This is a genomic window from Novipirellula caenicola, assembly GCF_039545035.1.
Lineage (GTDB): Bacteria > Planctomycetota > Planctomycetia > Pirellulales > Pirellulaceae > Novipirellula > Novipirellula caenicola.
In genome coordinates this window covers 97,827-124,257 of sequence record NZ_BAABRO010000001.1, presented here as the reverse complement: position 1 = coordinate 124,257, position 26,431 = coordinate 97,827, and the positions used below count along the sequence as shown (strand labels likewise).

Genomic DNA, 26,431 nt, shown 5'->3' with positions numbered 1-26,431 from the left:
CCGTTCCCTTCCCTCCCTCGCTCCCCTGTTCCCATACCACTGAAATGCCCCTCCCGCCCAGCTCCGCTGCTAACCAGCGTACGCCCGCTCGTTCCATTGAAACACGACCGACGGAAACGATCCAATCGGTCAACACCAACAAGTCGGCATCGATGTCGCGTCGCTGTTTTGCTGCGTCCACGGCAGCCGCATTGGCAGCGATGCCACTACGGGTACACGCAAACGATTCGAAACGCTGGCGAGTCGGTGTGATCGGACATACGGGACGCGGGGATTTTGGTCATGGCATCGATACGGTGTGGTTGGGATTGCCAGAGACTGAAATCGTGGCGGTTGCCGACGCGGATCCTCAGGGACGCGAAAAAGCCAAACAGCGACTCCGATGCGAACATGCGTTTGCCGACTATCGTGAGCTGATCGAGAAGACACAGCCCGAGATTGTCGCGGTCGGACCGCGGCATGTCGATCAGCATCATGCGATGATCATGGCGGCGATCGAGGGCGGGGCGAAAGGTGTTTATTGTGAAAAGCCGTTCTGTGCCACCTTGGAACAGGCGGATCAGATCGTCGCGGCCTGTGAACGTTCTGGCACGCGATTGGCAATCGCTCATCGCAATCGTTATCATCCAGCATTGCCGGTCACCAAGACGCTGATCGAGCAAGGGGTGATCGGACGTGTGCTCGAAATTCGTTGTCGCGGGAAAGAGGATGCACGCGGCGGTGGACAGGACCTGTGGGTGCTGGGGACTCATCTATTGAACATCGCCGTCTACTTCGCCGGCAATCCAATCGCGTGTTCGGCTACGTTCTACGCTGGCGATCGCCCTGCGACCAGCAAGGATGTAAGGCCGGGCAGCGAAGGGATTGGGCCGATCGCGGGAGATCGTCTGCATGCCCGTTACGAGACGCAAGGCGGGACTCCGGTTTTCTTCGATTCGATCCAGGCCGCAGGAGTCGCAAAAGCGGGGTTTGGGATTCAAATCATCGGAACCGAGGGAGTGATTGATTTGCGGATGGACACCGAACCACTCGTCCATCTCTTGCAGGGCAGTCCGTTCAAGCCCGCGCCGACCCCACGTCGCTGGGTCAACATCAGCAGCGGCGGAATCGGCAAACCTGAACCGATCGCCGACATCAAACGCCTGGTCAGCAAGCATGAATTGCCGGCTCGCGATTTAATCGCATCGATTAACGAATCGCGGCAACCGCTGTGCAGCGATACCGATGGACGCGTCACGATGGAAATGGTGCACGCAACGTTCGCTTCCCACGTCCAGCAATCCGCAAGGGTCTCATTGCCATTGACCACGCGAACGCACGCGTTCGTCGACTGGAAAAACGACTAACGCAGAATAGGATTCGTCGCGGAACTCGCCGACGGTTTGTTGATTTATTGAAGTTTCCTACGGCAAGGGGGGATGATGGACTTCCTCGTCCGTCAATGGTGGATTCGACGGACTAGGAAGTCCATCGTACGACAAGAACAGCAACCCGCCCGGTCAATGTCGAACGTTCTTCTCGCTGCAACCGGACGGCTCGCACTGTGCCGCTACCAAAGACAATGGCATTGGAAGTGCGGCACCGGGTAGCGCGTGGGACCCGGCCGCCGACGCGTCGTGGCTCAGTCACTCAACAAGCCATCGATGCCCAGTGGTCGCCGCGTTTCGTCACGACGCTCGCCAGAACGTGGCTACTCGTTTTAAATCTTGGAAGCAAAGTGTCGTCGATCTGACGACTCGGTGTCGCGATGCGCCATCAAATCGAGTTCGCTTGGCGGACGGGTTCAAAATTTCCATGAGGCGTGAAACTGCCGTAAAACACGGGCTTTCATAGCAAATCGTACGCTGTGAAACACGTTTGGCACGGCACCTGCGTTTTTGATGGTTCTGCAGACATGACTGCAAGACAAATTGACAATCCAGGGAAAGAAAAAAATGCCACTCTTCAACAAAACCTTCGCCTCACTTGCACTGTGCCTGACTGCGTTCTGCTCGACCGCCTCGGCCGACACCTATGACCACATTGATCAATTGGCGTTGAAAATCGCGGTCCAATCGAACCAAATTGTGAGAGAGACGAGCCACTATCGACACACGCCCGAATATGTTCATCTGCTCAGCGACGCTCGAGACATGGCACGTTTGGCAGACCATATTCACGAACTTGCCCATCATCATTCGAGCGTCAGCCACTTGGATCGCGACTTGGCAATGCTGGATTCAAAATTCCATCATCTCGAGTCGCTTTTTGACGCCATCGAGCATCGCGCTGCTTACGGACATGGCCATATCCACGGCCACACGTCGCATGTGCGAATGTTGTTAAACGCGATCGAAAACAATATTCACCATCTGCAAGCGGACATCCGAACCCTTCGTACGCCGGTCTACGCAACGCCGTATTCGAGCAACTGGGGCGGGTACTCGAGTCGTTGGGGTGGATACAACGTTCGTCCTTCGAGCAGCAATTTTGGGCATCGTGACCATCACGACGACCACGATTCGCACTCGCACCGATCCCGTTCGCGGGGCGGGATTACGATCGGCGGCGGTAGCTCGCGATTCACCATCCGGTTCTAATCGTGACGCGGTGCTAACCTCGTATCGGTGCTAATCTTGCTTGGCGTCCTTCGACGCCGAGCTGCCCGTAGCCGATTGATTCTTGTCCGTTTTGCCGGCTTCGACAAAATCGAGCGAGGCACTGTTCATGCAATAGCGTTTCCCCGTCGGTTCGGGGCCGTCATCGAAGACGTGTCCCAGATGGGCACCACATCGCGAGCAGTGCACCTCGATTCGCGTGTAGATCAATCGCCAATCGTTGCGGAATCCGACCACTTTCTCGTCGATTGGTTGATAGAAACTAGGCCACCCGGTTCCCGATTTGAACTTGGTCTTACTGTCGAATAGTTCTTGTTCGCAAACGATACAGCGATAGGTGCCCGCTTTTTTGTTGTCCCAATATTTGTTTCGGAATGCGGGTTCGGTCGCTTCATTTTGGGTGACATCGTACTGCATGCGATTGAGTTTCCGTCGCAGCTCGATTTTGCTCAAGGGCTGGTAGGCCGGCTCGGCTTGCGAAGCGGCCGCGTCTTGTTTCTCGGCAGCAGACGTGTCATCGGCGTGTATGACTGCGGGCATCAAACCAAGCAGAAATCCAGAGAAAAGCACGGCAGCGGTAAGATGCATGTGTAGGCGGGTTTTCATCGGCAGGGCTCCAAAAAACTTCAAGAATTCGTCCTCTATTATCATCATGCCGGTGGGGCAAGAGCAAGAATTGTTTTGACCGTCACCGGATTTCGCTCGTCGGATCGCCGTCAAACGCTTTGATTTCCTACGAGGCTTGGCCCACTGTCAATGGTCGTAAACCCTTCCATCCCGTCACGTTGTGGCGTTGCATCCAATGGGCCGTCCATTTTCGGCGAGTTGCCGAAGCGACGGGGGCGTTGGGGGGTAAAGTGGATCGTCGTCGCGGCAATACTTCCCTTCAGGCAACATTAGCGGCGGACCAGCGTGACACCTTCCCCTCGCCACAACACCCGCAAATCCTCGTCGCTCCAGGTTTCACGGCCGATCGAAGGATCGCCAATATCGAGCAAGCCGTCCTCGTTTCGCCCGAACAGGACGATACTGTGGCGAAACCCAGGGTCCCAACCATAGCGGTGAACATAGATCGGATCGGCGCCGTAACGAGGCAAACCGACCACCAGCGCCGAGGGCCAAGGTCCCTTTCTCAGCAGGCTTTCGACATCGGTGTGCAGCACCTCAGGGCGAAATGGCGTCGAGCGGGTAGCCAATGACAACCCTCGCCAAAGGCCCAGTGACGGTGTTCCCCGAGCATCGGTCAAACAGTCATCGACCATGGCGGCTTCGGTCACTTCGATGCCCACACTTTTTAGCAGCGTCGCTGCCGCCGCAGCGCTGCACGTATTGGTGTGCGATTGAATGCATACCTGGCGAGAATCCCATTGGTTCGATCCCGAGACAGGGCGTAGCACGGGTTGCAGCACCGGTTGAAACAGCGTTGCCATCGCCAACCCCGCCATCAGCGAAGCGGCCAAACCGCGTCGCCAGAACGGACGATTGGGCAATCGAAACGCTGCACCACTGGCCACCGCCAATGCGAACGCGGTCCAATTCGACAGAATGATTGCCGACGAAACCGGCAGCAGGGTTGCCCACCCCATCCGGTCCTTGGTCGCATACAGTAGCACGAACGAACACAACACGGCACCAGCCACAACGATCGACGGCAAGTTCGAAGCAGGGGCGTCTATTGAAATCCCAGAATTGGGACGCAGCCACCAAGCGACCGCCACGATGATGATTGCGGTGGTTGACGTTGTGATCAGCAGTGCGATTACCAAGTCCATCGCGAGGTCCTTCGGTTGTTTTGGCTGAGGATGCCTTCTATTGTAGTGCATCGCAGCGCTACTGCGTCCGCGTCCTCCGTTTACCCTTCCGTGACTCCGCTGCTCATGTCCGCCGTCCAGCTTTGCGAAATCGATAAACGTTATGCGAGCCACCGCGTATTGGAGTCGCTTTGTTTGGGTGTGCAACGTGATGAGTATTTGGTGTTGTTGGGGCAAAGTGGTTGCGGGAAATCGACAACGTTGCGGCTGATCGCGGGGCTCGAGTCGCCGGATGCGGGGCGTGTGATGATTGGCACCGAGGACGTGACGGCAATACAAGCTCGCAAACGTGATGTCTCGCTGATGTTTCAGGGCGACGGGCTGTACCCGCACATGACCATCCGTGAAACGTTGGCGTATCCAATGAAGGGGATCGTGCCGCCGGCGGAAACCGAGCGACGGATCACGCAGGCTGCGAAACTGCTGGGGCTTGATTCGCTACTGGATCGGCGGCCCGAGAAGTTAAGCGGAGGTGAACTCCGGCGTGCCGGACTTGCCAAATCGGTCGTCCGCCAGGCCGCGGTCCGCTTGCTTGACGAGCCTCTTTCGGCACTCGATGGTTCGGTGCGTTATCGATTCCAACAGGATCTGATTCATTGGCACCGTGAGATCCCGGGGACCACCATTCATGTCACGCATGACGGTGAAGAAGCGATGCGGATCGCTGATCGGATTGCAGTGATGCACGCTGGACAGATTGTGCAAATTGGAACGCCCGAGGAAATCTACCACCGACCGTGTTGTCTGGCGGTCGCTCGATCATTGGGCTCGCCGCCGATCAACGAATTGGATTCCGCGTTTTGTCGCGACCAATCGCGGTCGTGGCTGCGTTCTATGCTCGCCGCCGCCGATGCGGACGATTTACCAGACGATATTGTGGTGGCGATCCGTCCCGAACATTTGACAATCGCAAATGACCGCCCCGACGCGGACACGTTCACGGCCCATGCGGTGTGTCGTTGGCGTCAAGTGTTTGCAGGGCGTTGCCAGACGCGTTTCGAATTAGCCGGCCGCGAATCCAACGTCTGCGGTCACGTCAACGCCATTCTCGATCCCGATTGCGGCGTTCAAGTGGGTGACAAGGTGACGCTTCAGACGCCGCGATCCAACGTGCAGTTGTTCCGCCGCTCGGGCGAGCGGATTGAAATGCCGTGATCTGCTACCGGGATCGGTTGGCAGGGGGAACATCAACGATCGTCGGTCGTTCCCCGTGGTCGCAGTATTTTCGCCTCGAAGGCAGGCTTAGGATTGGTGGACCAATTTGCGAAACGCCTCGTTTAGCTTCAGCGTGACCGGGCCTGGTTTACCGTCGCCGATGTTGCGATTGTCGATTTGCACCGCGGGAATCACTTCGGCTGCACTGCCGGTCAAAAAGCATTCGTCCGCCACGTAGATATCATGCCGTGTCATCGGAGTCTCGCGAGTCTCGATGCCTGCAGCAACGGCCAATTCCAATACCGCGTTTCGCGTGATGCCTTCGAGGATTCCCGCATCGATTGGCGGCGTCGTCAATACGCCATTTTTGACCAAAAAGATGTTGTCGCCGGTACATTCGGCGACTTCGCCTTTGTGATTCAGCATCACTGCTTCGATACAGCCTGCGTTGAGACCTTCGATCTTGGCCATGATGTTGTTCAAGTAATTGAGCGACTTGATTCGCGGGCTCAGCGCGGCCGGATGGTTCCGGATCGTCGATGCCGTCACCAGTTTCAGGCCTTCGGTGTAATGGCTTTCTGGATAGAGCGTGATTTTGTCCGCGATGATGATGACTTGCGGTTCAACGCAGCGAAACGGATCGAGCCCGAGTGGGCCGGCACCGCGGGTGACGATCAAACGGATGTAGCCATCCGTCAAGCCATTTTCTTTGACGGTTGCATTGACATCGTCGGTCAATTGCTCGATCGACATGGGGATCGTCAATGCGATTGCACGAGCGGATTCCCAAAGCCGTTCGAGGTGTTGTTGCAGACGGAAAACGGTGCCGCTGTAGATTCGCATGCCTTCAAACACACCATCGCCATAAAGCAATCCATGGTCAAAAACGCTGATCTTTGCGTTTTCACGGTCGAAGTACTGGCCATTGATATAGATTTTGCGATTCATAGATTCGAGACAGAGCGATGGAGAAAGCGTTGATAGGAAAGGAAGCGTTTGGCACGGCGGCAATGCTAATCGATATCTTGAGCCGTGACAGCGCGGACAACTTCGGCATCAAAATAATTGATTGCCATGGCGGCATCGACCACGATCGATTGAGCCGCGATACCGCTGCTGCGAGGGCTGAGCAGAAACGCCGCTGTGTTGGCGACTTCATCCGTGCTGACCGCTCGGCCGCGAGGGATGACTTTTTCGGCGTAGAGATACGAATCGACGTAGCCTGGGATGCCAGCCGAAGCACTGGTTTTTAGCAATCCAGCTGAGACGGCATTGAACCGCACTTCGCTAAATCGGCTGAACGATTTGGTGAGAAACGCAAGTGACGATTCGAGCGCGGCTTTGATGGGTGCCATGAATCCGTAACTCTCACTCGCCATCCGCGTCGTGCTGATCCCGATCGTGACCACCGAGGCGTCTTTGGCAAAACGATCGCGGAGTGCATTGCAAACGCTGATCAACGAATACGCGGAAATGTCGACCGCCTGCAAAAATTGGCGACGCGTGGTTTCGTGGAACGGCCGAATGCCCTCGGGGTAATCGGCGAACGCGATCGAGTGAACCAAGCCATCGATCGTGACCCCGTCGGCTGCAAGCGTCGTAGCGAGTTGATCAATTTGAGCTTGGTCCTCGACATCACATACCAGCACTTTTTCCCCACTCAGTAGTTTGCTCAGACTTTCTTTTCGCGACTCGCTTCGCACGCTGTAGATCACGTTCGCTCCGGCAGCACGCAGCACTTTCGCGATGGCAAACGCCACGCTTTTTTTGTTGGCCACGCCCATGATCAAAATGGTCTTCTCACGAAGAGACAGAAAATCAGCAACGGGTTCGTTAGGACTGGTCGAATTCACAGCGGCGTCTAAGAGTGGAGAGTGCGGATTGATTAGCCGGGGGTGGCAACGGTGCAGGCGAAGTTTAATCGTGCGGTGACTTTCCCGCCAAGTAGCATTTTGCCGGTCAAGAAAAATGCGTTGCTGACGTGATCATCCAATTTCGCGTGGATTTCCACCGTATCGCCTGGTCGAACCATGTTTTTGAATTTGACGTTGTCCAAGCGAGTCGCCACCGGCACCGCTCCTTCGGCCATCTCGGCGATTTGAGCTAGCAGGATTGCACCGGCTTGCAAACAGCACTCACACTGGATCACACCAGGCACGATCGGGTGGTTCGGGAAATGCCCCTGTACAAAAAACTCGTCTTCGCTGAACGTTTTGCGGCATACGATCTCGGTTTCGCTCATCGAAACGATTTCGTCGACAAGTCGCATCGGTTTCCGATGCGGAATCAATTTCTCAATTTGTTCGATAGTCATGAAGCAACAAAAAAGGGGGATTCGACCAGTAAAACAAGGACGCTGCCCTCGGGGCGTGACAGCCGAGGAAGAGGGGCGTAACGGCCGTCGTGTGAGCGCGAGGGGCCAAAAATGAGGTACCGAAGGGACGCTCGCATCAACCCGCCGCATTTCAACGAAGCAGAATTTAAACCAGTTCGTACGCTTCGGCGAGCGCCCCGATCACCGACGCTTGGTCACCACACCGCGAAAACGCCAATCCGGTAAGGTTCCGGAACCCATCAAGGGCGTGACGATAATAGGCCAGTTCGGCCTGTTTGACATACCGGCGACGCAGATCGTCGGACAAGTCGCAGACGCCTCCGCCGATGACCAGCAGATCGTAGTCGCCGATGTAGTTGATGATCAACATGGCCACGCCCAATGCCGCAGCTTGATCATCAAACAATTCGATGGCCAGCGGATCGCCGGCTGCAGCAAGTTCACGAAGCTGCTTGGCCTTGTCCTTGATCGAGCATTCGAGCGAATTCAGCGGGTGATCGCTCCACTGCGGCAACGACAATCGGTAACCGAGTTGATGCGTTAGTGCGGTCAACGAAATCGCCGACTCGGCCGTACTGTAGGCGTTGCCAACCTTTAATTGGCGATCATGGTCATAGCGAAACGCGTCGTATGGCAAGAACACATGTCCCGCATGCCCGGCCCGACCTTCTCGGCCTCGGACGACTTTGCCACGCGAAACTTCGCCGCCACCAAGCCCGGTGCCAACGGCTAGAAAAAACAACGAATCCAGTTTGTCGGGTTGGTGGTCCCTGGGATCGATCGCTGGAGCATCATCCCAACGCAGACTCTCAGTGCGGATGACATACTCGCCCAACGCCGCGGCTTGACCATCGCCAAGGTAGCGAATCGGGGTGCTGCCGCCGCTAGCCGACAACCGCGTTTGCAAGTTTTCACGGATCGCAAAGTTAACCCAATCCGGGTGCGCCAAATTCGGTGTGGACAACAACACGCCATCAAGCGTGGCCGGTCCCGGAGTGGCGATCACCACCGATTGAACATCGGCGAGCGATCCGCTGAGACTTTGCAGTTCGCTGATGACCGCATTGGTGAGATCTTCGACGGTCGCGATCGGGCCCTCGGTTGACCGCGTCGGAAATTGGTCAGAGATTTTAAGGATTTCGCGGTTCTCGTCACCGATCGCGACGGTCGACGTGGTGCCTCCGACATCAATGCCTACAAAATATGCCACGGTGAACCCTCCTATGAAATTTCGTCGGGCGAAACGACGCGGAACCCACTACTTAGGATACCAGCGAACCGCAGCGGCGCGGCGCCAGCCGCCCGGTGGTAGCGAATAAAAAGGTTCGATTTTGACCGGGCGGCTCGCGCCGTTCCGCTACAAAAACCACCCGTTTAGTATGAAAGTCGATGGCATTGGGCTGGCGCCGTTCCGCTGTTGTCAGCGGAACGGCGCTATGGTGGCACTGTGGTCGTCGCTTTCGAACCGTTGCTACGGCGTTAGCTGTTCTCTTTCGCAAACGCTCGCATGTCGCTTTCGATGCCTTCGAGACGTTTGACGATCGTTTGACCGGCTGCATCAAGGTCTTGGGAATCGGCGGGGGAAACACGCGTGAACACGTACAACTTGATCTTGGGTTCGGTACCACTTGGGCGAGCTGCGACGTAGTTTCCTTCTTCGTCCAAGTCCAAGATGATCAGGTCGCCGTGAGGGCCGGCAAGCTCCGATTTCTCGCCACTTGCGACATCCAACTTTGTTTGGCTGCCATAGTCGCGGATCTGCTTGACCGCGATTCCGGCCAGTGATTTTGGAGGCGTTTCGCGGAATGCTTTCATCAACCGCTGCATCGCCGCCATGCCTTCGCTGCCTTCCATCACCAGGTTGATCAGTGCTTCCTTGTGGTAGCCATGTTTGCGGTGCAAATCAGCCAACCGCTCGTGCAGCGTTTTGCCTTGGGCTTTCAGCTCGGCTGCCAATTCGCTCATCAACATACAAGCGACGGCGCCGTCTTTGTCGCGTGCGTATTGACCGACCAAATAGCCATGGGATTCTTCGGTGCCAAACACGAATTGGTCGGGGCCTTCGCGATCGATCACTTCGGCAATGTATTTGAATCCGACCAACAGGTCACCAACACAGCGGACGCCGTAATCTTCGGCGATGCGGCGGATCAGTTCACTGGTAACAAGCGTTTTGACGACGTAGTGATCTGCGGACAACGTTCCTGCGGCTTCGCGTTTGCTGAGCACATAATCAGCAAGCAGCGATCCGATTTGATTGCCGTCAAAGGTACCCCATTGGCCCGTCGCATCAGTGGTCTTGGGGGCGGCGACGCCGAGGCGGTCACAATCCGGATCGGTCGCCAGGATCAAATCGAGTTCCTTGGACTGAGCATATTCAATCGGTTTGTCGAAGACCGCTTTGTTTTCGGGGTTCGATACATGCCCGGGAACATTGGGAAAATCGCCGCTTCGTTCTTCATGAGGCCCATACACTTCGACGCTGTGAAAACCGTCTCGCTCGAGCAATGGCATCACGGCGGCAGCACCAACGCCATGCAGCGGCGAGTACAAAATCTTGGCGTCACGCGGACCTGCAAAGGCTTGGGCCGCAGCGGCTTCGAGAAAGGCGTTGTCGATTTCTTCGGTGACCACTTCGACACGTCCGTCGGCCAATGCTTCGGCGAACGGCACAGCCTTGATCTCTTGGCACGACATCACTTGTTCGATGATCGCTTTGTCATGCGGCGGCAATACCTGAGCTCCGCTGGACCAATAAACCTTGACTGCGTTGTCGCTTGGGGGATTGTGGCTGGCGGTCACCATGATGCCGCAGTCACAATTCTTGTGACGCACCGCGAACGACAATTGCGGAGTCGCTCGGTAATCGTCAAGCAAATACACTTTGAATCCTGCGGCAACCATGATCCCAGCGCACAACTCGGTGAAGTGGCGTGATTGGTGACGCGTGTCATAGGCGATCGCACACGACAATTGGTCGCTGCGTCCTTGGCGTTTGGCGTAATCGACCACGTAGTTGGCCAACCCTTGAGCACTTTCGCCGATGGTGCGATCGTTGATCGCGTTCGAACCGATCGGATACATCCGGCCGCGGCGGCCTCCGGTGCCAAACGGAATGATGGTCCAAAACACGTCGTCCAGTTTTTGCCACTGCTGATCGCGGATGTGCTTGGCCACTTCGTCGCGATACGCTGCGTAACGATCTTCGGTCAACCATGATCGAAGATGCCCAGCCGCAGACTTGCTGATCTTGGACTCGCTCGCAGCGGTTTCAACAGCGGATAATAGTTCTTGCACGAATCGCTCCGGAAAAGTAATCAGTAATCAAAAAAACAGTGACAGGATGCCCGACATGCTGGTTTCGCAGTTAAGCTAATCAAACTAAAACGCGTGTCAGCCGAACGAGTCGTTTGCCCGCAGCAAACTTGGCGTTGCGGTTTCCCCCTTTTTGCCAAATTGCCCCGATTAGCCTACGAGCCTCGATCAGCCTTTTGGGTCTCGATTGACATTCGTGGTGACTGGGGACCGAATCAGCTCGATCGGTTGGCCCACCCGCGTGGATGCTACTTGGATGAAACTGATTCTATTTGTTTTGCAGGGTCACTGGCAACGAGGGGCGACAAACTAACACGCTTCCTTTCAATTTTCCTTCCCATCAAGCAGACATTTTCTTCATGAGCAATTTAATCATTAGCGTCAGTGGACTTCGCGGTATCGTCGGCGAGTCGTTCACGCCGGATGTCGCGGTTCGTTTCGTTGGGGCGTATGCATCGAAATTGCCGGCCGGCCCGATCGTGGTCGGTCGTGATGGTCGCAGCAGCGGAATCATGCTGAAGCAGGCGATTATTGCCGCATTGACCGCCTGTGGCCGCGATTGCATCGATGCCGATGTCGCGGCGACGCCGACCGTCGGCGTGTTGGTGCGAACGCGAAACGCGGCGGGTGCTGTACAAATCTCGGCTAGTCACAATCCTCCGCCCTACAACGGCATCAAACTGTTTGGGCCCGACGGACGCGTTTTGGACGCCGTCACCGGAGCGTCCATCCGTGATGCCTATTTGGCTGGTGAAGCGGATTGGTGCTCGTTTGATAAAATCGGATCCGCAACAAGTGACGCGGATCCCCATGCTGATCACTTGGACATGGTTTTGCGGACGGTCGATGTTGCGGCGATCGCAAAGGCAAAGCACCGCGTGTTGTTGGACAGCAACCATGGCGCAGGCGGATTGCTGGGCAAACGATTGCTCGCCGCCCTCGGGTGTGATGCGGTGATTGTCGGCGACACCCCAGACGGCAATTTTGCGCATGTTCCCGAACCTACAGCCGACAATTTGACGGGGATAGCCGATCAGGTTCGCCAACATGGCTGCAGCGTCGGGTTCTGTCAGGATCCTGATGCCGACCGTTTGGCATTGGTCGACGCGAACGGACGTTATATCGGCGAAGAATACACGTTGGCGCTTTGTGTGCAGCGAGCGATGCAACACGAATCGACGCGGGGTGCCATCGTGATCAACGGAGCGACCAGCGGAATGAGCGAGCGATTGGCTGCCGCGTCAGGAGTTGAGTCGTTTCGCAGCAGTGTCGGCGAAGCCAATGTCGCCGACATGATGATCGCGAAACAGGCGAAATATGGCGGCGAAGGCAATGGTGGTCCCATCGATCCGCGAGTCGGATACGTTCGCGACAGTTTTGTCGGGATGGCCCAAGTCTTGGATCTGATGACCGCCACAGGGAAAAGTTTGGCGGAACTTGCCGATGCGTTGCCAAAGCTTCACATCCACAAATCCAAAGCCGAAGTCTCTGCGGACAAACTGCCAAAGCTGTTCGATGCCCTGATTGCAACTCACCAAGACGCAACCGCCAGCACCGGAGACGGGTTGCGATTGGCATGGCCCGACAAATGGTTGTTGGTCCGCGGCAGCAACACCGAGCCGATCGTGCGTTTGATTGCCGAAGCGGAATCCGAGACCGAAGCCCGTTCGTTATGCGATAACGCGGCAGCAAAATTGGCCGAACTCTCGTAACACGGCAGAGCAGAAATTGTTGTAGCCAAACTCTTCGTAGCCATGCCCGTCGTAGCAAAGCCCGTCGTAGCGAAACTCGCCAAGAGTTTCGGTTGGGATCTACTTGCAAATTAAGCCAGCAGAACGTAGTGCCGATTTCAACGAGCCATCAACGACGGCCGGTGGAACCGGCCCTACTCGAAACTAATTTCGAGGCTCCCGCCTCGTCGTATTGCGGTCGGCAGATGGGAGCCTGCAATTCATTGGGTTCCCCGTCATGAACCGTAGGAACCAGGGGTGGCGTTCAGCCAGAAGTATCGATTTCCTTGCCCTAATTCGCCTCGTAGATGGCGACGATCGTCTTTGTGGATTCGGGGAAATCGGAAATCTTTTCGTCAACTGGATTAACATGCCACAGTAGGTGTCGACCGTCATCGCAAACAGTCAGGGATCCCTGCAGCGGGGTTGTGACTGCGGGTGCCAGCCTTCGCAGCGGGACTGCGGTAACCCCATCATCAACTCGGACCACGTCGATTGCTCCGTCCTTTCGCAGCAAATACAAGATCGTTTGGTCGTCGTTGCAGGCAACGGTAATAATGGGTTCGTCCCGCCATGGAAGTTCAATTTCTTGAACGTTCTCGAGATTCCAGACGGTGCAATAACCGTTCATCGAATTCAATGCGAGCGTTCCCCAAAAAGCGGACCATCCCATCGTTGGCGCTTTCTCGATAGTCTGCAGTACTTGCGTGGATTGATCCCATAAAAATAGCGGGGAATCAAACGGTACGTCTTCACCAACGCCTTCGATTAACACCGACGAACTACTTCGAGATCCCAACACTTCAGGATGTATGAATCCTGTTTTTGAGATTTTGAAGCGATGTTCGACTTGATGTTCGCCTGATCGGATTGCGACGCGATGTAGTGAGCCGTCTGCGGTACACGCGATCAACCACTGCGAGTCGTCCCCGCACATTGTCACGTCACCTAAGTTCCTAATCTGAAACGGATCACCGAATTTCAAGCCATCGTGGAACGGCGTTTTGACCTCGGCGGTCACGCGACCCGTTCGAATGTCCCGCTCGATGACGTTTCCTCCATCACCGCCATAGTAGCTGTAGGAATGTCCGGATTTGCCACCGGGTAAGTTTCCCTCTTGTCCTTCCGGACGCTCCATTGGCACTCGTCGAATAATGGTTCCCGAATTGGTAGCAATTTCGATGCTCTCATTGTGGCCGCCAACCCAAATGGAATTTTGATCGGAGATCGAATAAAGTCGCCATACATGTTCATTCAACGGAAACGTATGAACGGGTTTGCGAACGGGAAAATCTGCAGGTCTGGATGCCGGTTGAGAACGAGTAAACGAGACGCCTTCCTCGCCCGCGAGCACGCGTTTGATCTTTCCTATCTCCTGATCCAAAAACGCGGCGTTTTTTTCATATGCAAACAACGCGTGTGGAAGAAAGTCGTTTGCCAGAATCTTGGCGGCTTCATCACAAATGCGAAGCGGTTGGCGATCATAGTCTGGGCCGTACCGCCATCCTGTATCTCTGCGATCATCGAGCAAGCTGGCCAGAAAATCTCTCTTCCAACTTTCTCGCCCGGTTTGATCTCGCAGTGCGTGAATACAAGAACGCAGCGTTTGCAGCGTGTTGTGATTGCGATAGAGATCGAACAGTTCTCGAGAGCGAACCGGGTAGTAGCGTGCCGCCGCCACCAATAAATCGTATTGGCCACCAAACGGGCCCTGATCGGTCGGCGGAGCAACGGATAACATTTCGCTGATGCGTTTAAAGATTCCATCTTCATCACGTTCGATGACGTTTGCGTTGATGGCAGCGGCGACAACATTAGGTGACTCGGCTCGCATTGCCGCGTCGAGAAGCGCCTCGGTCACCGCAGATTGGTTCGATGTGCTTACGGCTTTAAATAAATCTTCAGCGCTCAGTCCATTTTTCAATTCGATTTTTTGCCACGTTTCAAGATCCTCGGGGGCGCTGAGATCAAGATTGCGAATTCGTTGCCCGATTAACTCTCCTGATTCTTTGGGAAAGTAGTACAACAGCCGCAGCGCTGCTCCGCTTTGTGTATACCCCTCGTGATCGGTGTAAAAATCATCTAGCAATGCATCAAAGAGCATCCGAGGTGGATCCTGACTGTGCCAGATTGAACGAACAACCTCAACGATCTTCGGAACATGCGTGGGACTATTAATGACCCGGCATGCCGTGGGTTGGTATCGAGACGATTGAAAGCCTCGATTGACAATCTGCCCGATGATGACAAAACAAACATCGCCGATTGTCACTGCATGTCTGGGAACGTGTTGCTGATCTTGTAACGCATCTTCCTGGCTGAAGAATTTATCAAATGTCTGTTTCGCATTCTGCTCGATTGGACGAGCGAGGTTAAGCTGGACCTCATGGCCGTACCATTGCGAACCAAACATCCCCTCGTGTTCCATTGTCAGCTTCGTCGGTGTCGCGTCAGCAAGACGTTCGAGCAACACGGGTAGTGCCTTCGGCCCCAACGCGACGAGTTGCTTTAAAACGTCATTCGTTTTCAATTGGTGATCAATCATGATGATCCCAACATAAAACTCTGCTGTGTCGCCAATGGGCGCAAACTGACTGCCACTCATCCAATTCGCAAAACCATAGTCTGGCTGATCAATTTCCGACAATCGATCAACGAGCGTTTCAACCGCTTTGGATTCAGCCGCCGTAGCCACGTATTCTTTTGAATCGATTCGAACTTGTGGTCTTGAAGCCAGAATCTGAGGAGGCCGCCGTTCATCGTTCTCCGAAAACCATGGGTCATCCGAAATCGGTGGGGATTCCGCAAGCGACGGAGCACAGAAAACGGGATCGGCCAGAACCGAAAGCCCCATCAAGATGTAACTTAATTTGCCCATTGCGTTCTCCTTGTCCGATATTTTACCGGAAAGAATTCGCATGAGGCTGGAGATTGCCAAAAAACAAGGGCGTCGGCGAAAACGCCGACGTGGAAGCAACTTTGGCGTGATTCGTTAGCCTTTGCGGGCGATCAGTTCGTCGAGTTCTTGCTTCAGCTTGGGCAAGATCTCGTCATAACCAAACGCGCCGAGCGCTTCGGTGCCCCGTTTCAAATTGACCTTTGCCGGGCCGCACCATAGTCCGAGATCAGCGTCATCGGTTTCGCCCGGCCCGTTCACCCGGCATCCCATCACCGCGATGGTGATCGCGTGGTTCTTGGCATATTCAGTCATTTCTTTGACACTGGCGGCCAGTTCAATGAACGCTTCGTTTTCGACTCGCGAACAACTCGGGCAACTGATGATGTTCAGCGACGAATCGTCAAACACCACGACACTGCGTACCCGGCCGCTGTAGATGTCTTGGACGATCGAATGGCCTGCGTCGATTTCTTCGGGTTTGCGATCGTTCGGCAGCGTCAGCGAAACGCGAACCGTGTCCCCGATCCCCTTGCCGATCAATTGCTCGAACGCAATTCGAGTTTTCACGATTCCATCGGGCGGCATGCCGGCTTCGGTCACCCCGAGGTGTAGCGGCACATCGGGCCGCAGTTCTGCAAACCGCTTGTTGACCTCGATCACTTTACGTGGATCGCTATCTTTGAGCGAAACGACATAGCGGGTGAAGTCGAGCGAATCGACCAACTCACAATGCTCTCGAGCCGATTCGATCATCGGAGTGATCGAATCCGCAGGATCGTACTTCTCTTTTTTGGCAGGATCCATGCTGCCGCAGTTCACGCCGATGCGGATCGCACAATCGTGCTGTTTGGCTTGGTCGATGATGAACCGCACCTTGTCTTGCCAAGGTTTGTCACGTTGGTGGTGATACAAATGGCCGGGGTTGTAGCGAATTTTGTCAACGTACGGCGCCACCTTTTCGGCCAAGCGAAAGTTTTCTTGCAAGTCGACCGCTAGATTCGCGGTCGTTTGCTTGCGAATTTCCGCCAACGCCTCGGCATCCTTGTCGCTATCCACCGCGATGCGAACCACGCCGGCGCCCCGTTCGCGAAGCGCTTCGGCTTGAGCGACCGTTGCGTCGATGTCTTGGGTTTTGGTCGCCGTCATGCTTTGCACGGCAATCGGATGGTTGTCGCCGATGGTGATCGAGCCGATCTGGACGCTGCGGGTGGGGTTACGTTGAATCGTCATCTTCGTTTTGGTTAGCTGGAATTGGACTCAGGGCTAGCGAATACCATACCTGATGCCCGCCATTTTCCCTAGGCTTTGTCTAAAATCGCGTTCCGCTTGGCTTTCGCTCTGCAGAATTCTCGGCAAAACACCACTTTCGCGGCGTTTGAGACCATGTTTTCGATCGTATCGGGGATCATGGTTGCTCAATCCTGGCTAGACGGCAACCTAACCGTGCCCCACGCCAGAACACAACGCGGCGATGTAATTCGCAGTAGCGGAACTCGGCTCTTGGATGGTTGATTCAATCCAAATGCAAATCGCAACAGTGCGCCGTGGGCCGAAAAGCACCGGGTTGTGCGTGGGAATTAGCCGCTGACGCGAGCGGCTTTCGAAATCAACATGTCGTTTTGACGACTTCCGCTACGACGAGCACCCACCTGCGATCACTGCGGTTAGCGTTCTAGCAGTGCGGCTCCCAATTGGGCGACGAACGGGACCATTTCGCGATGAGCACGCTGCATCATCTCGGCCGACCGCGAGGGGACACCGTTTCGCTGCAATTGATTGATCTCGTTGCTCAGTTGCTGCCAACCGTCCATCAAATGGCTCGCCTCTCGTTGTAATTCCGCAAAATCCGCACGCGCAGTTAATTGGGAATGCAGCCGTTTCGCGTGGATATAGAAGTCCTTCGAACCATCGACCAACTGACTTCGGCGGGATTGCGACGTGATGTAGCGGCTAAACCGTTGGACATCGGCATCCAGGTATTCGGCGTGCCCCTCCAACGACGCGGCGGCCTGAATCAAACCGGCCAAATCGACCGGGCTGCCGCTTGACGGCGATACGTTCAGCGCTTGACGCAGCTGTTCACAAACGCTGTCGATTTCGACGATCGCACTGTTGGGCAGCGTTCCCATTCGCAGGTACGATTCCCGCAGCGAGTTCCAATCCGAATCGATCTTTTTGAAGGTCGTTGCCAAATCTCGTATCGACGCGTTCCGTGCGGTCGCGGTTTCAAATTGTCGACATTGCTCGTACAAGCGACGGCTCGATTCCATGACGCGAATCTGTTCGGACGGATTCAGTGCGACCATCGATCGCAACGTCAACCGCTCCAAGATGTTGCTGATGTTCGATTCCAAACGCACCGAAGCCGCACGCACGTCCACGGCACTGGTCGGCGGCGGAATCCAAAGCAGCGCATACGTTTGATTGGCAACATCACGAATTCGGTCCAATCGCCGATTCAGATGGCGATCATTGATCGCAGCGACTCGCCGCCCCAGCGGACTCCACTGGCCCACGAATTCCGTAAACCGCGAGACCACATCTTCGTAACTGCCTTCGGCGACCGATCGAGCTTGGCTTAGCAGTTTTTGTTGCAACAGTCGGCAATCGTGCGTCAAGGTTTCGGCCTCTTGGCGAGAGATCGCAGCCAACTGCAGATCATCAATCAGCGTTTCCATGCACGTCGACGCGACAATCATCAAATCACGAAGTTGTGATCGATCAAATTGGGGGCCGATCCCTAAACGCCGTTCCATCGATGCGACCAATTGATCCGCACGTCGAATCGATGCCGAGCATTCGCTATCAAGTTGGTCGAGCGAACGCAGGTTGAATGACAATTGTCGCCACTGCGAATCCAACTCGGAATAGGGCAAGGCGATAGGTTGCAGCGAAGCGAGATTGTCACAGCTTTGGATCAATGTCCGTGCATCGGCGGCAATCCGATAGGCCTGCGGCAACAACGGACGAAGGTTGGGGGTGCGAACCGAATGCTCTCGCAGATCGATCACCAAACGGTCCACCGTGACGTAAAAATCGACCAATTCCTGAGCAAAATCGGCGGCTTCGCGGCTGCGGACGTTGATGCGTGGGATCTGGGCGGTGGTGTTGCCGCGATTCGCCCCAGTTCGATTCGGAAACGGCGAGGGAGCGATTTCAACATTGGTGGTCGGATTCGAATTGCCGCTGCGTGGTGGGACTTGTTGTGTTGGCGGCGGCTGAGTCGGCAATCGATTCCGCTGTTCGCGTTCCAGTTGCGCTTCCGCAATCGTGCGAAACAAACTTTCGATCAACTCACCTCGCTGGGCGAACGCAGGCCGCGACGTCGTCGAAACGAGCACGAAAAGAAAAACAGGGCTCAACGTGCGAAACAGGAGCGTGCGATTACGGTGCGACATGAGAAATCCAGTAGACGAGATCCGAAGAGGTCACTGGATTGTAGCGCAGAAACAAGAAAAAGCCCAGTCGAATTGGGCAACGGACGTCGCCGTCGGATCCATTGCCATCTACTTTGGCACTAGCCGCGTGGTTTTTATCGCGGTGCGACGCACGCTGCCCGGTCAATGTCGAACGCTTTACTCGCTGCAACCGGACGGCTTGCGCGGTGCCGCCACGAAAGTAGATGACATCGGCCGTAGGGGCGGTGATTCGTGATCAACCCGCGCGGCGTTGGCTGATTCGCGACGTCGTCTCGGTTCGTCCGAGTTGACTGATGCTGCGGTCGCTCAGCGGATAGCGAATCCGGCTGACTGCGTTTTGCATCGCGATCGCGTCACGAAAACGTCGATTAGGGACCGGATCGATGGCCTTGCGAATCAGGGACACAAAATCAGCGGACAATCCGCGGCGAAGCTTTTGGTAACCTGGCAACGGGGCTTCGAATGGATAGTCGGGCAGTTCGCCCGATAGCATGCGGTACAGAACCAAACCGAGTGAAAACACATCGCTGCGAAACCCGGGATGTCCCATCGCTTGTTCGGGAGCCATGTAGCCTAGCGTGCCCGATGCCGACACGTGTTTGCCGTTGCGTTGAATTCGGGCCAAGCCAAAATCGGTTAAACGAATCGTTTGGTTCGGAAACAGAATGAAGTTATCGGGTTTGATGTCGCGGTGCAGGACACGTTGTTGATGGGCGTGAGCGACGGCATCGATCATCTGCAGTGAATAATCGATCGCGGTGGCGCGAGCCAAGCGGCGACTGAGCCGATCGGCCAACGTTTGTTCTCCCAGCGGAAAGACCATCACGAAATGGCCTTCGACGAACCGAGCGTCCTTGAGTTCCAAGATTCCGGGGTGCCGCAGTTTGGCCATGATTCGCACTTCGCGTTTCAGGTCGTCCACCGATTGGGTGTTGGCGACATAGCGAGTGTCAGGGATCTTTAGCGCCACCCGGCGGTCTTCGATCGTGTCATGAGCGGCGTAAACGGTCGCGAATCCTCCTTCGCCCAAGCGGCTGACAATCCGGTATTTGTCCAACCGGCTGCCGATTCGCAGCGCTTTGGGGTTCCCCGTTTCTTCGTCGAAAATTCTCAAGGAAGGTTCCATGGCATCTTTCATCAAAAGCGGGGGCGTCACCTAGGCTGCAGGCCTGTGTCCGGGCGGAACGGAATCAGGCCGGCTGCCGAGAATACGCGAAAATTAGTCGAGCCAGTCGTCGTCGCGTGACCACGATTCCCCATGTTTTGGGGCCAATTCATCGGTGGCGGATTCCGCATCCTCGCAGATCCGTGGTGCACTAAGCCAAATGATCGTCACGATCGAGGCAGCTGTCACAGGAATCCTGTTCCCCAAGAGCCCTACTTTTGCGCAAGTGACCAACGTAGTCCGAATATTCGTCACAGCTTTCCAAGGTTTGCGGGCGTTGTACTCACGACGGTGCCGACGCATTACAATGAAATCGCCCCCCGTAGCGGATGTACAATTCACCAACATCTGTCACTTACGCTCTGACAAGTTCCTTTACACCCTGGATTTATCAAATATGCAACTCAATCGACGCCAAACCTTGATTGCCGGACTCGCCGCCGGAGTCACCACCGCCATCGCGCCCCAAACCCTTCGCGCCGCCAACGCAAACGACGAAATCAATGTCGGTTTCATCTCCTGTGGCGGCCGCGCCGGTGGCTTGATGAGCCAATTCGCCAAAGTGCCCGGGGTCAACATCGCCGGACTTTGTGATGTCGATTCCAAGCGACTCGGACTGGCCAAAGAACGGTTCCCCAAAGCCCAAGGCTGGACCGATCTTCGAGATCTGATCGCCAGCGATTCGATCGACGCTGTTGTCATTGCCACCTGTAACCACTGGCACTGCTTGGCCGCAATCTGGGCCATGGAAGCGGGCAAGGACGTGTATGTCGAGAAACCCTTGTCGCACAGCCAATGGGAAGGTCGCCAAACCGTCGCCGCGGCACGAAAGTACAATCGCATCTGCCAACTCGGAACCCAACAACGTTCGGATCCGATGCAGGCAGAGATCAAAAAATTCTTGCACGAAGAAAAAGCACTTGGCGAAATCACGTCCGCTCGAGTGAACCGCTACGGCATCCGCCCGTCGATCGGCAAACGTGACACGCCTTTGGAAATCGACAAGAACGTCGCTTACGATTTGTGGCTCGGCCCCGCACAAGATGAACCGATCTATCGCAAGGCCTTGCATTACGATTGGCACTGGGTGTGGAACACTGGATCTGGCGAAATGGGCAACTGGGGCGTCCACGTGCTGGACGATTGTCGCAACAACGTCTTCCAAGACTCCGTCGCGCTGCCCACACGCGTCATCGGTGGCGGTGGACGAGTCGCGCTGAACGACGCGGGCGAAACCCCCAACGTGCACTTCGCCTACTTTGATACCGGATCGATTCCCGTCGTGATCGGGTTATCGAACCTGCCCTCGGCACCAGGAGCCAAGAGCAGTCCGAAACACCCGGGCCCCAGCAGCGGGTACATCGCCTATTGCGAAGGCGGTCGCTACGAAGGCCAACGTGGCTGCGGAGTCGCCTACGATGATCAAGGCAAAAAGATCAAGGAATTCAAAGGCAATTCGGGTGATGTGCTGCATCAAACCAACTTTATCGATGCCGTCCGCTCACGCGATCGCGCTTCGCTGAACGCAGAAGTTGAACTCGGCAACGACAGCACCGGTTGGTGTAACCTTGCCAACATTGCCTTCCGCTCGGGGGAAAACTTCTCCAATTCGGCAGCGTCGCAGTTGGATTCGCCGTTGTGGAAATCGCTGCTCGAAGAGATGGAAACGCACTTGTCCGCTCACGGCATTTCGATGGAAAGTGATGAAATCAAACTCAGCCCGATGCTGGAATTGGATCCCAAAACCGAGCAATTCGTGGGCGAACATGCCGAAGCCGGTAACGCACTGCTGAAACGGCAATACCGAACCGGTTACGAAGTTCCCGAGTTGGTGTAGCGTCGTCGCGAGTTTGTCGGCCATGATCTTTTGCTGCGATGGGGCCCGTTTTCAGGGCCGTCGCAGCGGACGTGCCGGCAACAGGGTCTCAGGCAATGCGGCCCAATCGAAAGATCTCGCGACTTGCCCTACAATTTCCACTGACCCTTCTCTCCCACAGCATGCATACGAATCGACGCGGCACGAATGGCATTGGCACGATGGAATTGGCGTAGCGGACGTCCTGAAGATGACGCGGACTACGAAAAACAAATTCAAGAGATTCGTGACAAGACACCGGTGCCCACTATTTGGCTGTTTGGGAAAACGGGAAGCGGAAAAAGTTCGGTCGTTCGGTTTTTGACCGGCGCCGAAGACGCGACGATCGGCGAAGGCTATCGGCCCGAAACGAAGACCTCGCGGCGGTTCGATTTTCCGGATTCGCTCGAACCGCTGCTTTCGTTTTTTGACACCCGGGGGCTCGCCGAAGCCAATTACGATCCCAGCGACGATATCGCAGCGTTCGCCGATTCGACTCAACTGATGATTGTCACCGTCCGAATCGGCGACCATGCGCTGCATCGTGTGATCGAACCGCTGCGGCGGATTCGAAAAGCGTCACCGCATCGACCGATCATGTTGGTGCTGACCTGTTTGCACGAAGTGATCGGCGGGATCGATTTGTCCGACGGGCCCGATCCTTTTACGGATCCCGCCGAGTTGGACGGCGATGATCAGCGCCCATCGGTTCCCGATCCGTTGCCCGATTTGATCCAAGAAAAAGTCAACCAGTTTGCGGGATTACATGACGCCGTGATCCCCGTTGATCTGACCCAATTGGAAGACGGATTTGCGGATCCTAATTTCGGTGGCGACCGGCTGAAACATGCGATCTTGGAACAATTGCCGCATGCGTATCGCCAAGCGATTTTGACACTCAACGACTCCAAGACCGACAATGCCTCGTCGCGGCAACGACGCGCACGGTGGCAGGTGTTGGCGTCCAGCGCTTTAGCCGGAACCGCGGGAGCCGTTCCGGTGCCATGGGTTGATATCCCCATCGTCTTGGGCATCCAAACGCATTTGGCAATGAAGCTTGCCAAAATTTACGATCAAGAGATCACACCAGCGCGTTGGGCGGTGCTCAGCAGTGCCGCAGGCACCCGTGTGGCTGTGCGTTTGGGCATGCGAGGCATTTTGAAATTTATCCCTTGGGTCGGAATCGCCGCCGGCGCCGCCACTTCCTTCGCGTTTACCTATGCGCTGGGCATGTCGTGGGATTGGTATTTTGCCGATTTGCGGCAGGGACACGTGCCCAGTTCCGAGCAGCTTAAGGAGATCTTTGCCGAAGAACTCAAACGCGGCCATGAACTGTGGAGAGCCAAATGAATTGGATCCGTGGGATCAGTTTGCGGTTTGTCGTGCTGTTCGTTCTGTGGACGCTGCCGGTGGCGTGTTATGTCGCCATCGGGGCGTTTGCCATTTACCAGACCGGTTGGTTCTACAAAATCGTGTGGCTGTTGCCGGGGATGTGGGGAACAGCGTGGTTGATCGGAAAGATTTGGAAACCGCCCAAGGTACACCGATCTTTTTCAGGCAAACCGTTGTCGGCACCCGATTTCTGGACGCCGCTCGATAGCTCGGCGATCCAAATCGTCGAAGAATATCGGCGCGAAGTCCAAAACATCGATTCCGAAACGATCATGGATTTCAATCGCTACATTCGCGATGCCCAGATCCTCGCCGAGCGATTAGCTAAACATTACCACAACCGCACCCGCGACGAGTTTTTCCATCCGCTGACTTTGGTGGAAATCTTGGCGGTGATTCACTTGGCCGCTGAAGACCTTGAACAATGGGTGCTCGAGTCGATCCCCGGCAGCGATTTGGCAACGATCGGCCAAATCAAGCGGTTGCCCAAAGTGGTCAACGCGCTGGATGTCGTCCAAAAGGTGGTCTACGTTGGTTCCGCAGTACTGAATCCCGCCAAAATGTTGGCCTATCCGCTGTGGCGAAAATCCGCGAACGTCACCGTTGAACTTCAAAACGAATTGATTCGCGGTTTCTATCAACGGTTCCTGCGACAACTCGGCTATTACTTGATCGAAATGTACAGCGGCCGATTGCGGAGCGGATCGCGGTTGTATCGATCGAAATTCTCGGAAATGGCCGACGTCGCTCATGAGTTTGATCGAGGCGATACTTCGATCGATGATCTGGCCGATCTGTCGACCACGATTGCAGTGATGGGACAAGTCAATGCGGGGAAGTCAAGCTTGGTCAACTCGCTACTGCATAACCAAGTCGCCGTGACCAACGTGCTTCCGGAAACACGCAGCGTGACTCGGCATCAATACACAGTCCCGGGATCCAATAATCAGGTCACGCTACTCGATACACCTGGGTACGATGAAGCGGATGTCAGTCGCTACCAATTGGCCGAAATTCAAAAGGCGGCAAAAACCGCGGACATCATCTTGCTGGTGATGGCAGCCAATTCATCGGCGCGAGACGCCGATCGGCAAATGCTAGACGAAGTGGCTGCGGTCTATGAACAAGACCGCAAATTGAAACCTCCGGCCGTCATTGTGGTGCTGACTCACATCGATCTATTGCGACCCGTTCGGGAATGGGACCCGCCCTATGATTGGCGACAACCCCACGCCCTGAAAGAAGAATCGATGGCGTCGGCGGTTCAGTACGCACGTGAATTGTTTGGCGATAAAGTCTCTGGTTATGCGTGTGTTTACACCGGAACCGAGCATCCGATTGACTCGGGGACACTCGATGATGTGGTTTCACAAATGGTCGCACACCTGGACCATGGACACGGCGCGGCGATCCTCAAAGCATTTTACCGAAAATTGAGCGACGACCGCTTTAAAACGCTCAAGAACCAAGTGTTTCGCTTGCTAAAAACGGTCCGCTAAGTGGTTGCTGAGATGGCCAACTGAACGCAATTAAACCTGATATTGTTGGATAAACCGTTTGTCAATCCACCACTTGAGCTGCCAACACCAACGGGCGTGAAAGCTGTGGCCTTTGTATTGCAGCAGCGATTTTCCATCGCCGGTATTCAAGATTCTCAAAAACTCTTTTTGCGGTGTGTAGCGGGTGAGCGCCGTGCGTTGGAGAGTCGCCTCCAAATTTTTCCATAACAGTGGCGCTTGGCGAACCGCAAACACACCGGCTTTGGGCGTGGGATCACCCTCGATCGTCCCACTATCGCCGACGGCGAAGATAGGCGCCCCGCATACCGTCCGCAGCGTGTTCTCGGTCAACAGAAAACCACGGTCATCGGTCGGCAGGTTCAACGCTCCGAGCAACGGGGGTGCCGCGGCGCCGGTTGCCCAAATCGCCACGTCAGCCCGGCGGCGCTTACCACGGTCGTCAATCACCTCGTCTTCACTGACGTTGTCGACTTGAAAATCAGTGGTCACGTCGATCATTCGCGCTGACAATAACCGACGCAGTTGCTGGATGCTTCGGCGGCTCATCCCGTCAGCGATCTGGTCCCCGCTGGTCACAATCTCGATCGAAACGCGATGGTTGGGAAACAATTGTTGCATTCGCGTGTGAAGGCAAAACGCGATCTCGACTCCGGCAACGCCACCACCGACCACAACGATCTTCGGCACGCGATCGGACGAATCACGGCACGCAACGAGTTGCTGGCTGAGCCGTTCAATAAACGTTTGCATCGGTTTAACAGGAACAAGGTTTGGCGACTCGTGCTGGTCCCAACCTGCGGGCATCGATCCAATTCCGATCGAGAGTGCGTCAAACGGCAACGGTGGTTGATTGGCAAAACGCAGCTCTCGAGCGTCCACGTCAAGTCCGGTGCATTCGTCCAAGATCAATTCCGCTCCCGCTCGCTCGGCCAGCGGAGCGAGGGCGATTTGCATTTCGTCGATTGCAAATTGATTCGCCAGCGTTCCCGGTAACATTCCCGAATAGGTGGTGAACGGAAATTTAGAGATACACACAAGACGACAATCGGGGATCGGCGAATCGATCCAGCGACGAACGATCTCGGCGTTTGTGTGTCCAATCCCAAGTAATGCGATGCAGCGACGATTCAAAATTTGGAGTGTCCATCAGGTACGAGAAGTAGATTTGGCAATCGAGGTCGCTGGGACGCGATCAATGACTTTAATGTTTTGCCATAACCCATAAATTGAGGCATTGA

At 55.5% G+C, this 26,431-nt stretch carries 19 protein-coding genes; 7 read left to right on the top strand and 12 right to left on the bottom strand.

What is annotated here, in order from left to right; all coding sequences use genetic code 11:
- Nucleotides 1-44 precede the first annotated feature (44 nt).
- Together ABEA92_RS00440 and ABEA92_RS00435 are read left to right on the top strand one after the other, a co-directional pair.
- Nucleotides 45-1,346, top strand: a complete 1,302-nt coding sequence (locus ABEA92_RS00440) for a Gfo/Idh/MocA family protein (protein ID WP_345681727.1) — start codon at nt 45-47, stop codon at nt 1,344-1,346.
- 588 nt (nt 1,347-1,934) lie between these two features.
- On the top strand, nt 1,935-2,579 hold the full coding sequence (locus tag ABEA92_RS00435; RefSeq protein ID WP_345681726.1) for a hypothetical protein: 645 nt from the start codon (nt 1,935-1,937) through the stop codon (nt 2,577-2,579).
- A 30-nt stretch (nt 2,580-2,609) separates the two neighbouring features.
- Here ABEA92_RS00435 and msrB read toward each other — a convergent pair whose 3' ends face one another.
- Together msrB and ABEA92_RS00425 are read right to left on the bottom strand one after the other, a co-directional pair.
- The gene (gene msrB / locus ABEA92_RS00430; protein WP_345681725.1) at nt 2,610-3,203 is read right to left on the bottom strand and encodes a peptide-methionine (R)-S-oxide reductase MsrB; all 594 of its coding nucleotides are present in this window, start codon (nt 3,201-3,203) and stop codon (nt 2,610-2,612) included.
- Nucleotides 3,204-3,493: 290 nt separating this feature from the next.
- Nucleotides 3,494-4,369, bottom strand: coding sequence for a cysteine peptidase family C39 domain-containing protein (locus ABEA92_RS00425; protein WP_345681724.1), 876 nt, complete (start codon nt 4,367-4,369; stop codon nt 3,494-3,496).
- A 90-nt stretch (nt 4,370-4,459) separates the two neighbouring features.
- Here ABEA92_RS00425 and ABEA92_RS00420 point away from each other — a divergent pair, with 90 nt between their 5' ends.
- Nucleotides 4,460-5,563: an ABC transporter ATP-binding protein gene (locus tag ABEA92_RS00420; protein ID WP_345681723.1), complete on the top strand. Its 1,104-nt coding sequence runs from the start codon at nt 4,460-4,462 to the stop codon at nt 5,561-5,563.
- 87 nt (nt 5,564-5,650) lie between these two features.
- Here the strand turns inward: ABEA92_RS00420 and ilvE are convergent, their stop codons facing one another.
- From ilvE to ABEA92_RS00395, 5 genes are all read right to left on the bottom strand, one after another.
- Nucleotides 5,651-6,511, bottom strand: coding sequence for a branched-chain-amino-acid transaminase (gene ilvE, locus ABEA92_RS00415; protein ID WP_345681722.1), 861 nt, complete (start codon nt 6,509-6,511; stop codon nt 5,651-5,653).
- Nucleotides 6,512-6,576: 65 nt separating this feature from the next.
- Nucleotides 6,577-7,416 carry an enoyl-ACP reductase FabI gene (locus tag ABEA92_RS00410; RefSeq protein ID WP_345681721.1) on the bottom strand — a complete coding sequence of 280 codons (840 nt, stop codon included), beginning with the start codon at nt 7,414-7,416 and terminating at the stop codon, nt 6,577-6,579.
- 32 nt (nt 7,417-7,448) lie between these two features.
- On the bottom strand, nt 7,449-7,877 hold the full coding sequence (locus ABEA92_RS00405; protein WP_345681720.1) for a 3-hydroxyacyl-ACP dehydratase FabZ family protein: 429 nt from the start codon (nt 7,875-7,877) through the stop codon (nt 7,449-7,451).
- Between the two features lie 166 nt (nt 7,878-8,043).
- A complete protein-coding gene (locus tag ABEA92_RS00400) occupies nt 8,044-9,108 on the bottom strand; it encodes an ROK family protein (RefSeq protein WP_345681719.1) in 1,065 nt (354 codons plus the stop codon).
- Nucleotides 9,109-9,377: 269 nt separating this feature from the next.
- The gene (locus ABEA92_RS00395; RefSeq protein ID WP_345681718.1) at nt 9,378-11,195 is read right to left on the bottom strand and encodes a phospho-sugar mutase; all 1,818 of its coding nucleotides are present in this window, start codon (nt 11,193-11,195) and stop codon (nt 9,378-9,380) included.
- Nucleotides 11,196-11,572: 377 nt separating this feature from the next.
- On the opposite strand from ABEA92_RS00395, the gene glmM reads away from it, so the two are divergent.
- Nucleotides 11,573-12,925, top strand: coding sequence for a phosphoglucosamine mutase (glmM, locus tag ABEA92_RS00390; RefSeq protein WP_345681717.1), 1,353 nt, complete (start codon nt 11,573-11,575; stop codon nt 12,923-12,925).
- A 310-nt stretch (nt 12,926-13,235) separates the two neighbouring features.
- On the opposite strand, the gene ABEA92_RS00385 is transcribed toward glmM, so the two are convergent.
- From ABEA92_RS00385 to ABEA92_RS00370, 4 genes are all read right to left on the bottom strand, one after another.
- Entirely contained in the window at nt 13,236-15,821 is a 2,586-nt protein-coding gene (locus ABEA92_RS00385; RefSeq protein WP_345681716.1) for a hypothetical protein, read from the bottom strand.
- 114 nt (nt 15,822-15,935) lie between these two features.
- Complete coding sequence (gene ispG, locus ABEA92_RS00380) at nt 15,936-17,072, bottom strand: (E)-4-hydroxy-3-methylbut-2-enyl-diphosphate synthase (RefSeq protein WP_345681715.1); 1,137 nt, start codon at nt 17,070-17,072, stop codon at nt 15,936-15,938.
- 434 nt (nt 17,073-17,506) lie between these two features.
- Nucleotides 17,507-19,240, bottom strand: coding sequence for a hypothetical protein (locus ABEA92_RS00375; RefSeq protein ID WP_345681714.1), 1,734 nt, complete (start codon nt 19,238-19,240; stop codon nt 17,507-17,509).
- Between the two features lie 256 nt (nt 19,241-19,496).
- On the bottom strand, nt 19,497-20,387 hold the full coding sequence (locus ABEA92_RS00370; protein WP_345681713.1) for a serine/threonine-protein kinase: 891 nt from the start codon (nt 20,385-20,387) through the stop codon (nt 19,497-19,499).
- Between the two features lie 436 nt (nt 20,388-20,823).
- On the opposite strand from ABEA92_RS00370, the gene ABEA92_RS00365 reads away from it, so the two are divergent.
- The 3 genes from ABEA92_RS00365 to ABEA92_RS00355 all read left to right on the top strand — a co-directional run bounded on the left by ABEA92_RS00365 (nt 20,824) and on the right by ABEA92_RS00355 (nt 25,172).
- Nucleotides 20,824-22,263 (top strand): Gfo/Idh/MocA family oxidoreductase, encoded by a 1,440-nt coding sequence (locus ABEA92_RS00365; protein ID WP_345681712.1) that lies wholly within the window; start codon nt 20,824-20,826, stop codon nt 22,261-22,263.
- 186 nt (nt 22,264-22,449) lie between these two features.
- Complete coding sequence (locus ABEA92_RS00360) at nt 22,450-23,631, top strand: YcjF family protein (RefSeq protein ID WP_345681711.1); 1,182 nt, start codon at nt 22,450-22,452, stop codon at nt 23,629-23,631.
- Entirely contained in the window at nt 23,628-25,172 is a 1,545-nt protein-coding gene (locus ABEA92_RS00355) for a GTPase family protein (protein WP_345681710.1), read from the top strand. The genes ABEA92_RS00360 and ABEA92_RS00355 overlap by 4 nt, the downstream gene beginning before the upstream one ends.
- A gap of 30 nt (nt 25,173-25,202) precedes the next feature.
- Here the strand turns inward: ABEA92_RS00355 and ABEA92_RS00350 are convergent, their stop codons facing one another.
- Entirely contained in the window at nt 25,203-26,324 is a 1,122-nt protein-coding gene (locus tag ABEA92_RS00350; RefSeq protein ID WP_345681709.1) for an FAD-dependent oxidoreductase, read from the bottom strand.
- Nucleotides 26,325-26,431: the final 107 nt, after the last annotated feature.

Excerpts from the sequence above, each read along its gene's own strand:
- ABEA92_RS00405 (WP_345681720.1), bottom strand. The coding sequence starts at position 7,877 with ATGACTATCGAACAAATTGAGAAATTGATTCCGCATCGGAAACCGATG.
- ABEA92_RS00440 (WP_345681727.1), top strand. The coding sequence starts at position 45 with ATGCCCCTCCCGCCCAGCTCCGCTGCTAACCAGCGTACGCCCGCTCGT.
- ilvE (WP_345681722.1), bottom strand. The coding sequence starts at position 6,511 with ATGAATCGCAAAATCTATATCAATGGCCAGTACTTCGACCGTGAAAAC.
- ispG (WP_345681715.1), bottom strand. The coding sequence starts at position 17,072 with ATGACGATTCAACGTAACCCCACCCGCAGCGTCCAGATCGGCTCGATC.
- ABEA92_RS00375 (WP_345681714.1), bottom strand. The coding sequence starts at position 19,240 with ATGTCGCACCGTAATCGCACGCTCCTGTTTCGCACGTTGAGCCCTGTT.
- ABEA92_RS00435 (WP_345681726.1), top strand. The coding sequence starts at position 1,935 with ATGCCACTCTTCAACAAAACCTTCGCCTCACTTGCACTGTGCCTGACT.
- ABEA92_RS00355 (WP_345681710.1), top strand. The coding sequence starts at position 23,628 with ATGAATTGGATCCGTGGGATCAGTTTGCGGTTTGTCGTGCTGTTCGTT.
- ABEA92_RS00385 (WP_345681716.1), bottom strand. The coding sequence starts at position 15,821 with ATGGGCAAATTAAGTTACATCTTGATGGGGCTTTCGGTTCTGGCCGAT.
- ABEA92_RS00370 (WP_345681713.1), bottom strand. The coding sequence starts at position 20,387 with ATGGAACCTTCCTTGAGAATTTTCGACGAAGAAACGGGGAACCCCAAA.
- glmM (WP_345681717.1), top strand. The coding sequence starts at position 11,573 with ATGAGCAATTTAATCATTAGCGTCAGTGGACTTCGCGGTATCGTCGGC.
- ABEA92_RS00360 (WP_345681711.1), top strand. The coding sequence starts at position 22,450 with ATGGCATTGGCACGATGGAATTGGCGTAGCGGACGTCCTGAAGATGAC.
- msrB (WP_345681725.1), bottom strand. The coding sequence starts at position 3,203 with ATGAAAACCCGCCTACACATGCATCTTACCGCTGCCGTGCTTTTCTCT.
- ABEA92_RS00425 (WP_345681724.1), bottom strand. The coding sequence starts at position 4,369 with ATGGACTTGGTAATCGCACTGCTGATCACAACGTCAACCACCGCAATC.
- ABEA92_RS00365 (WP_345681712.1), top strand. The coding sequence starts at position 20,824 with ATGCAACTCAATCGACGCCAAACCTTGATTGCCGGACTCGCCGCCGGA.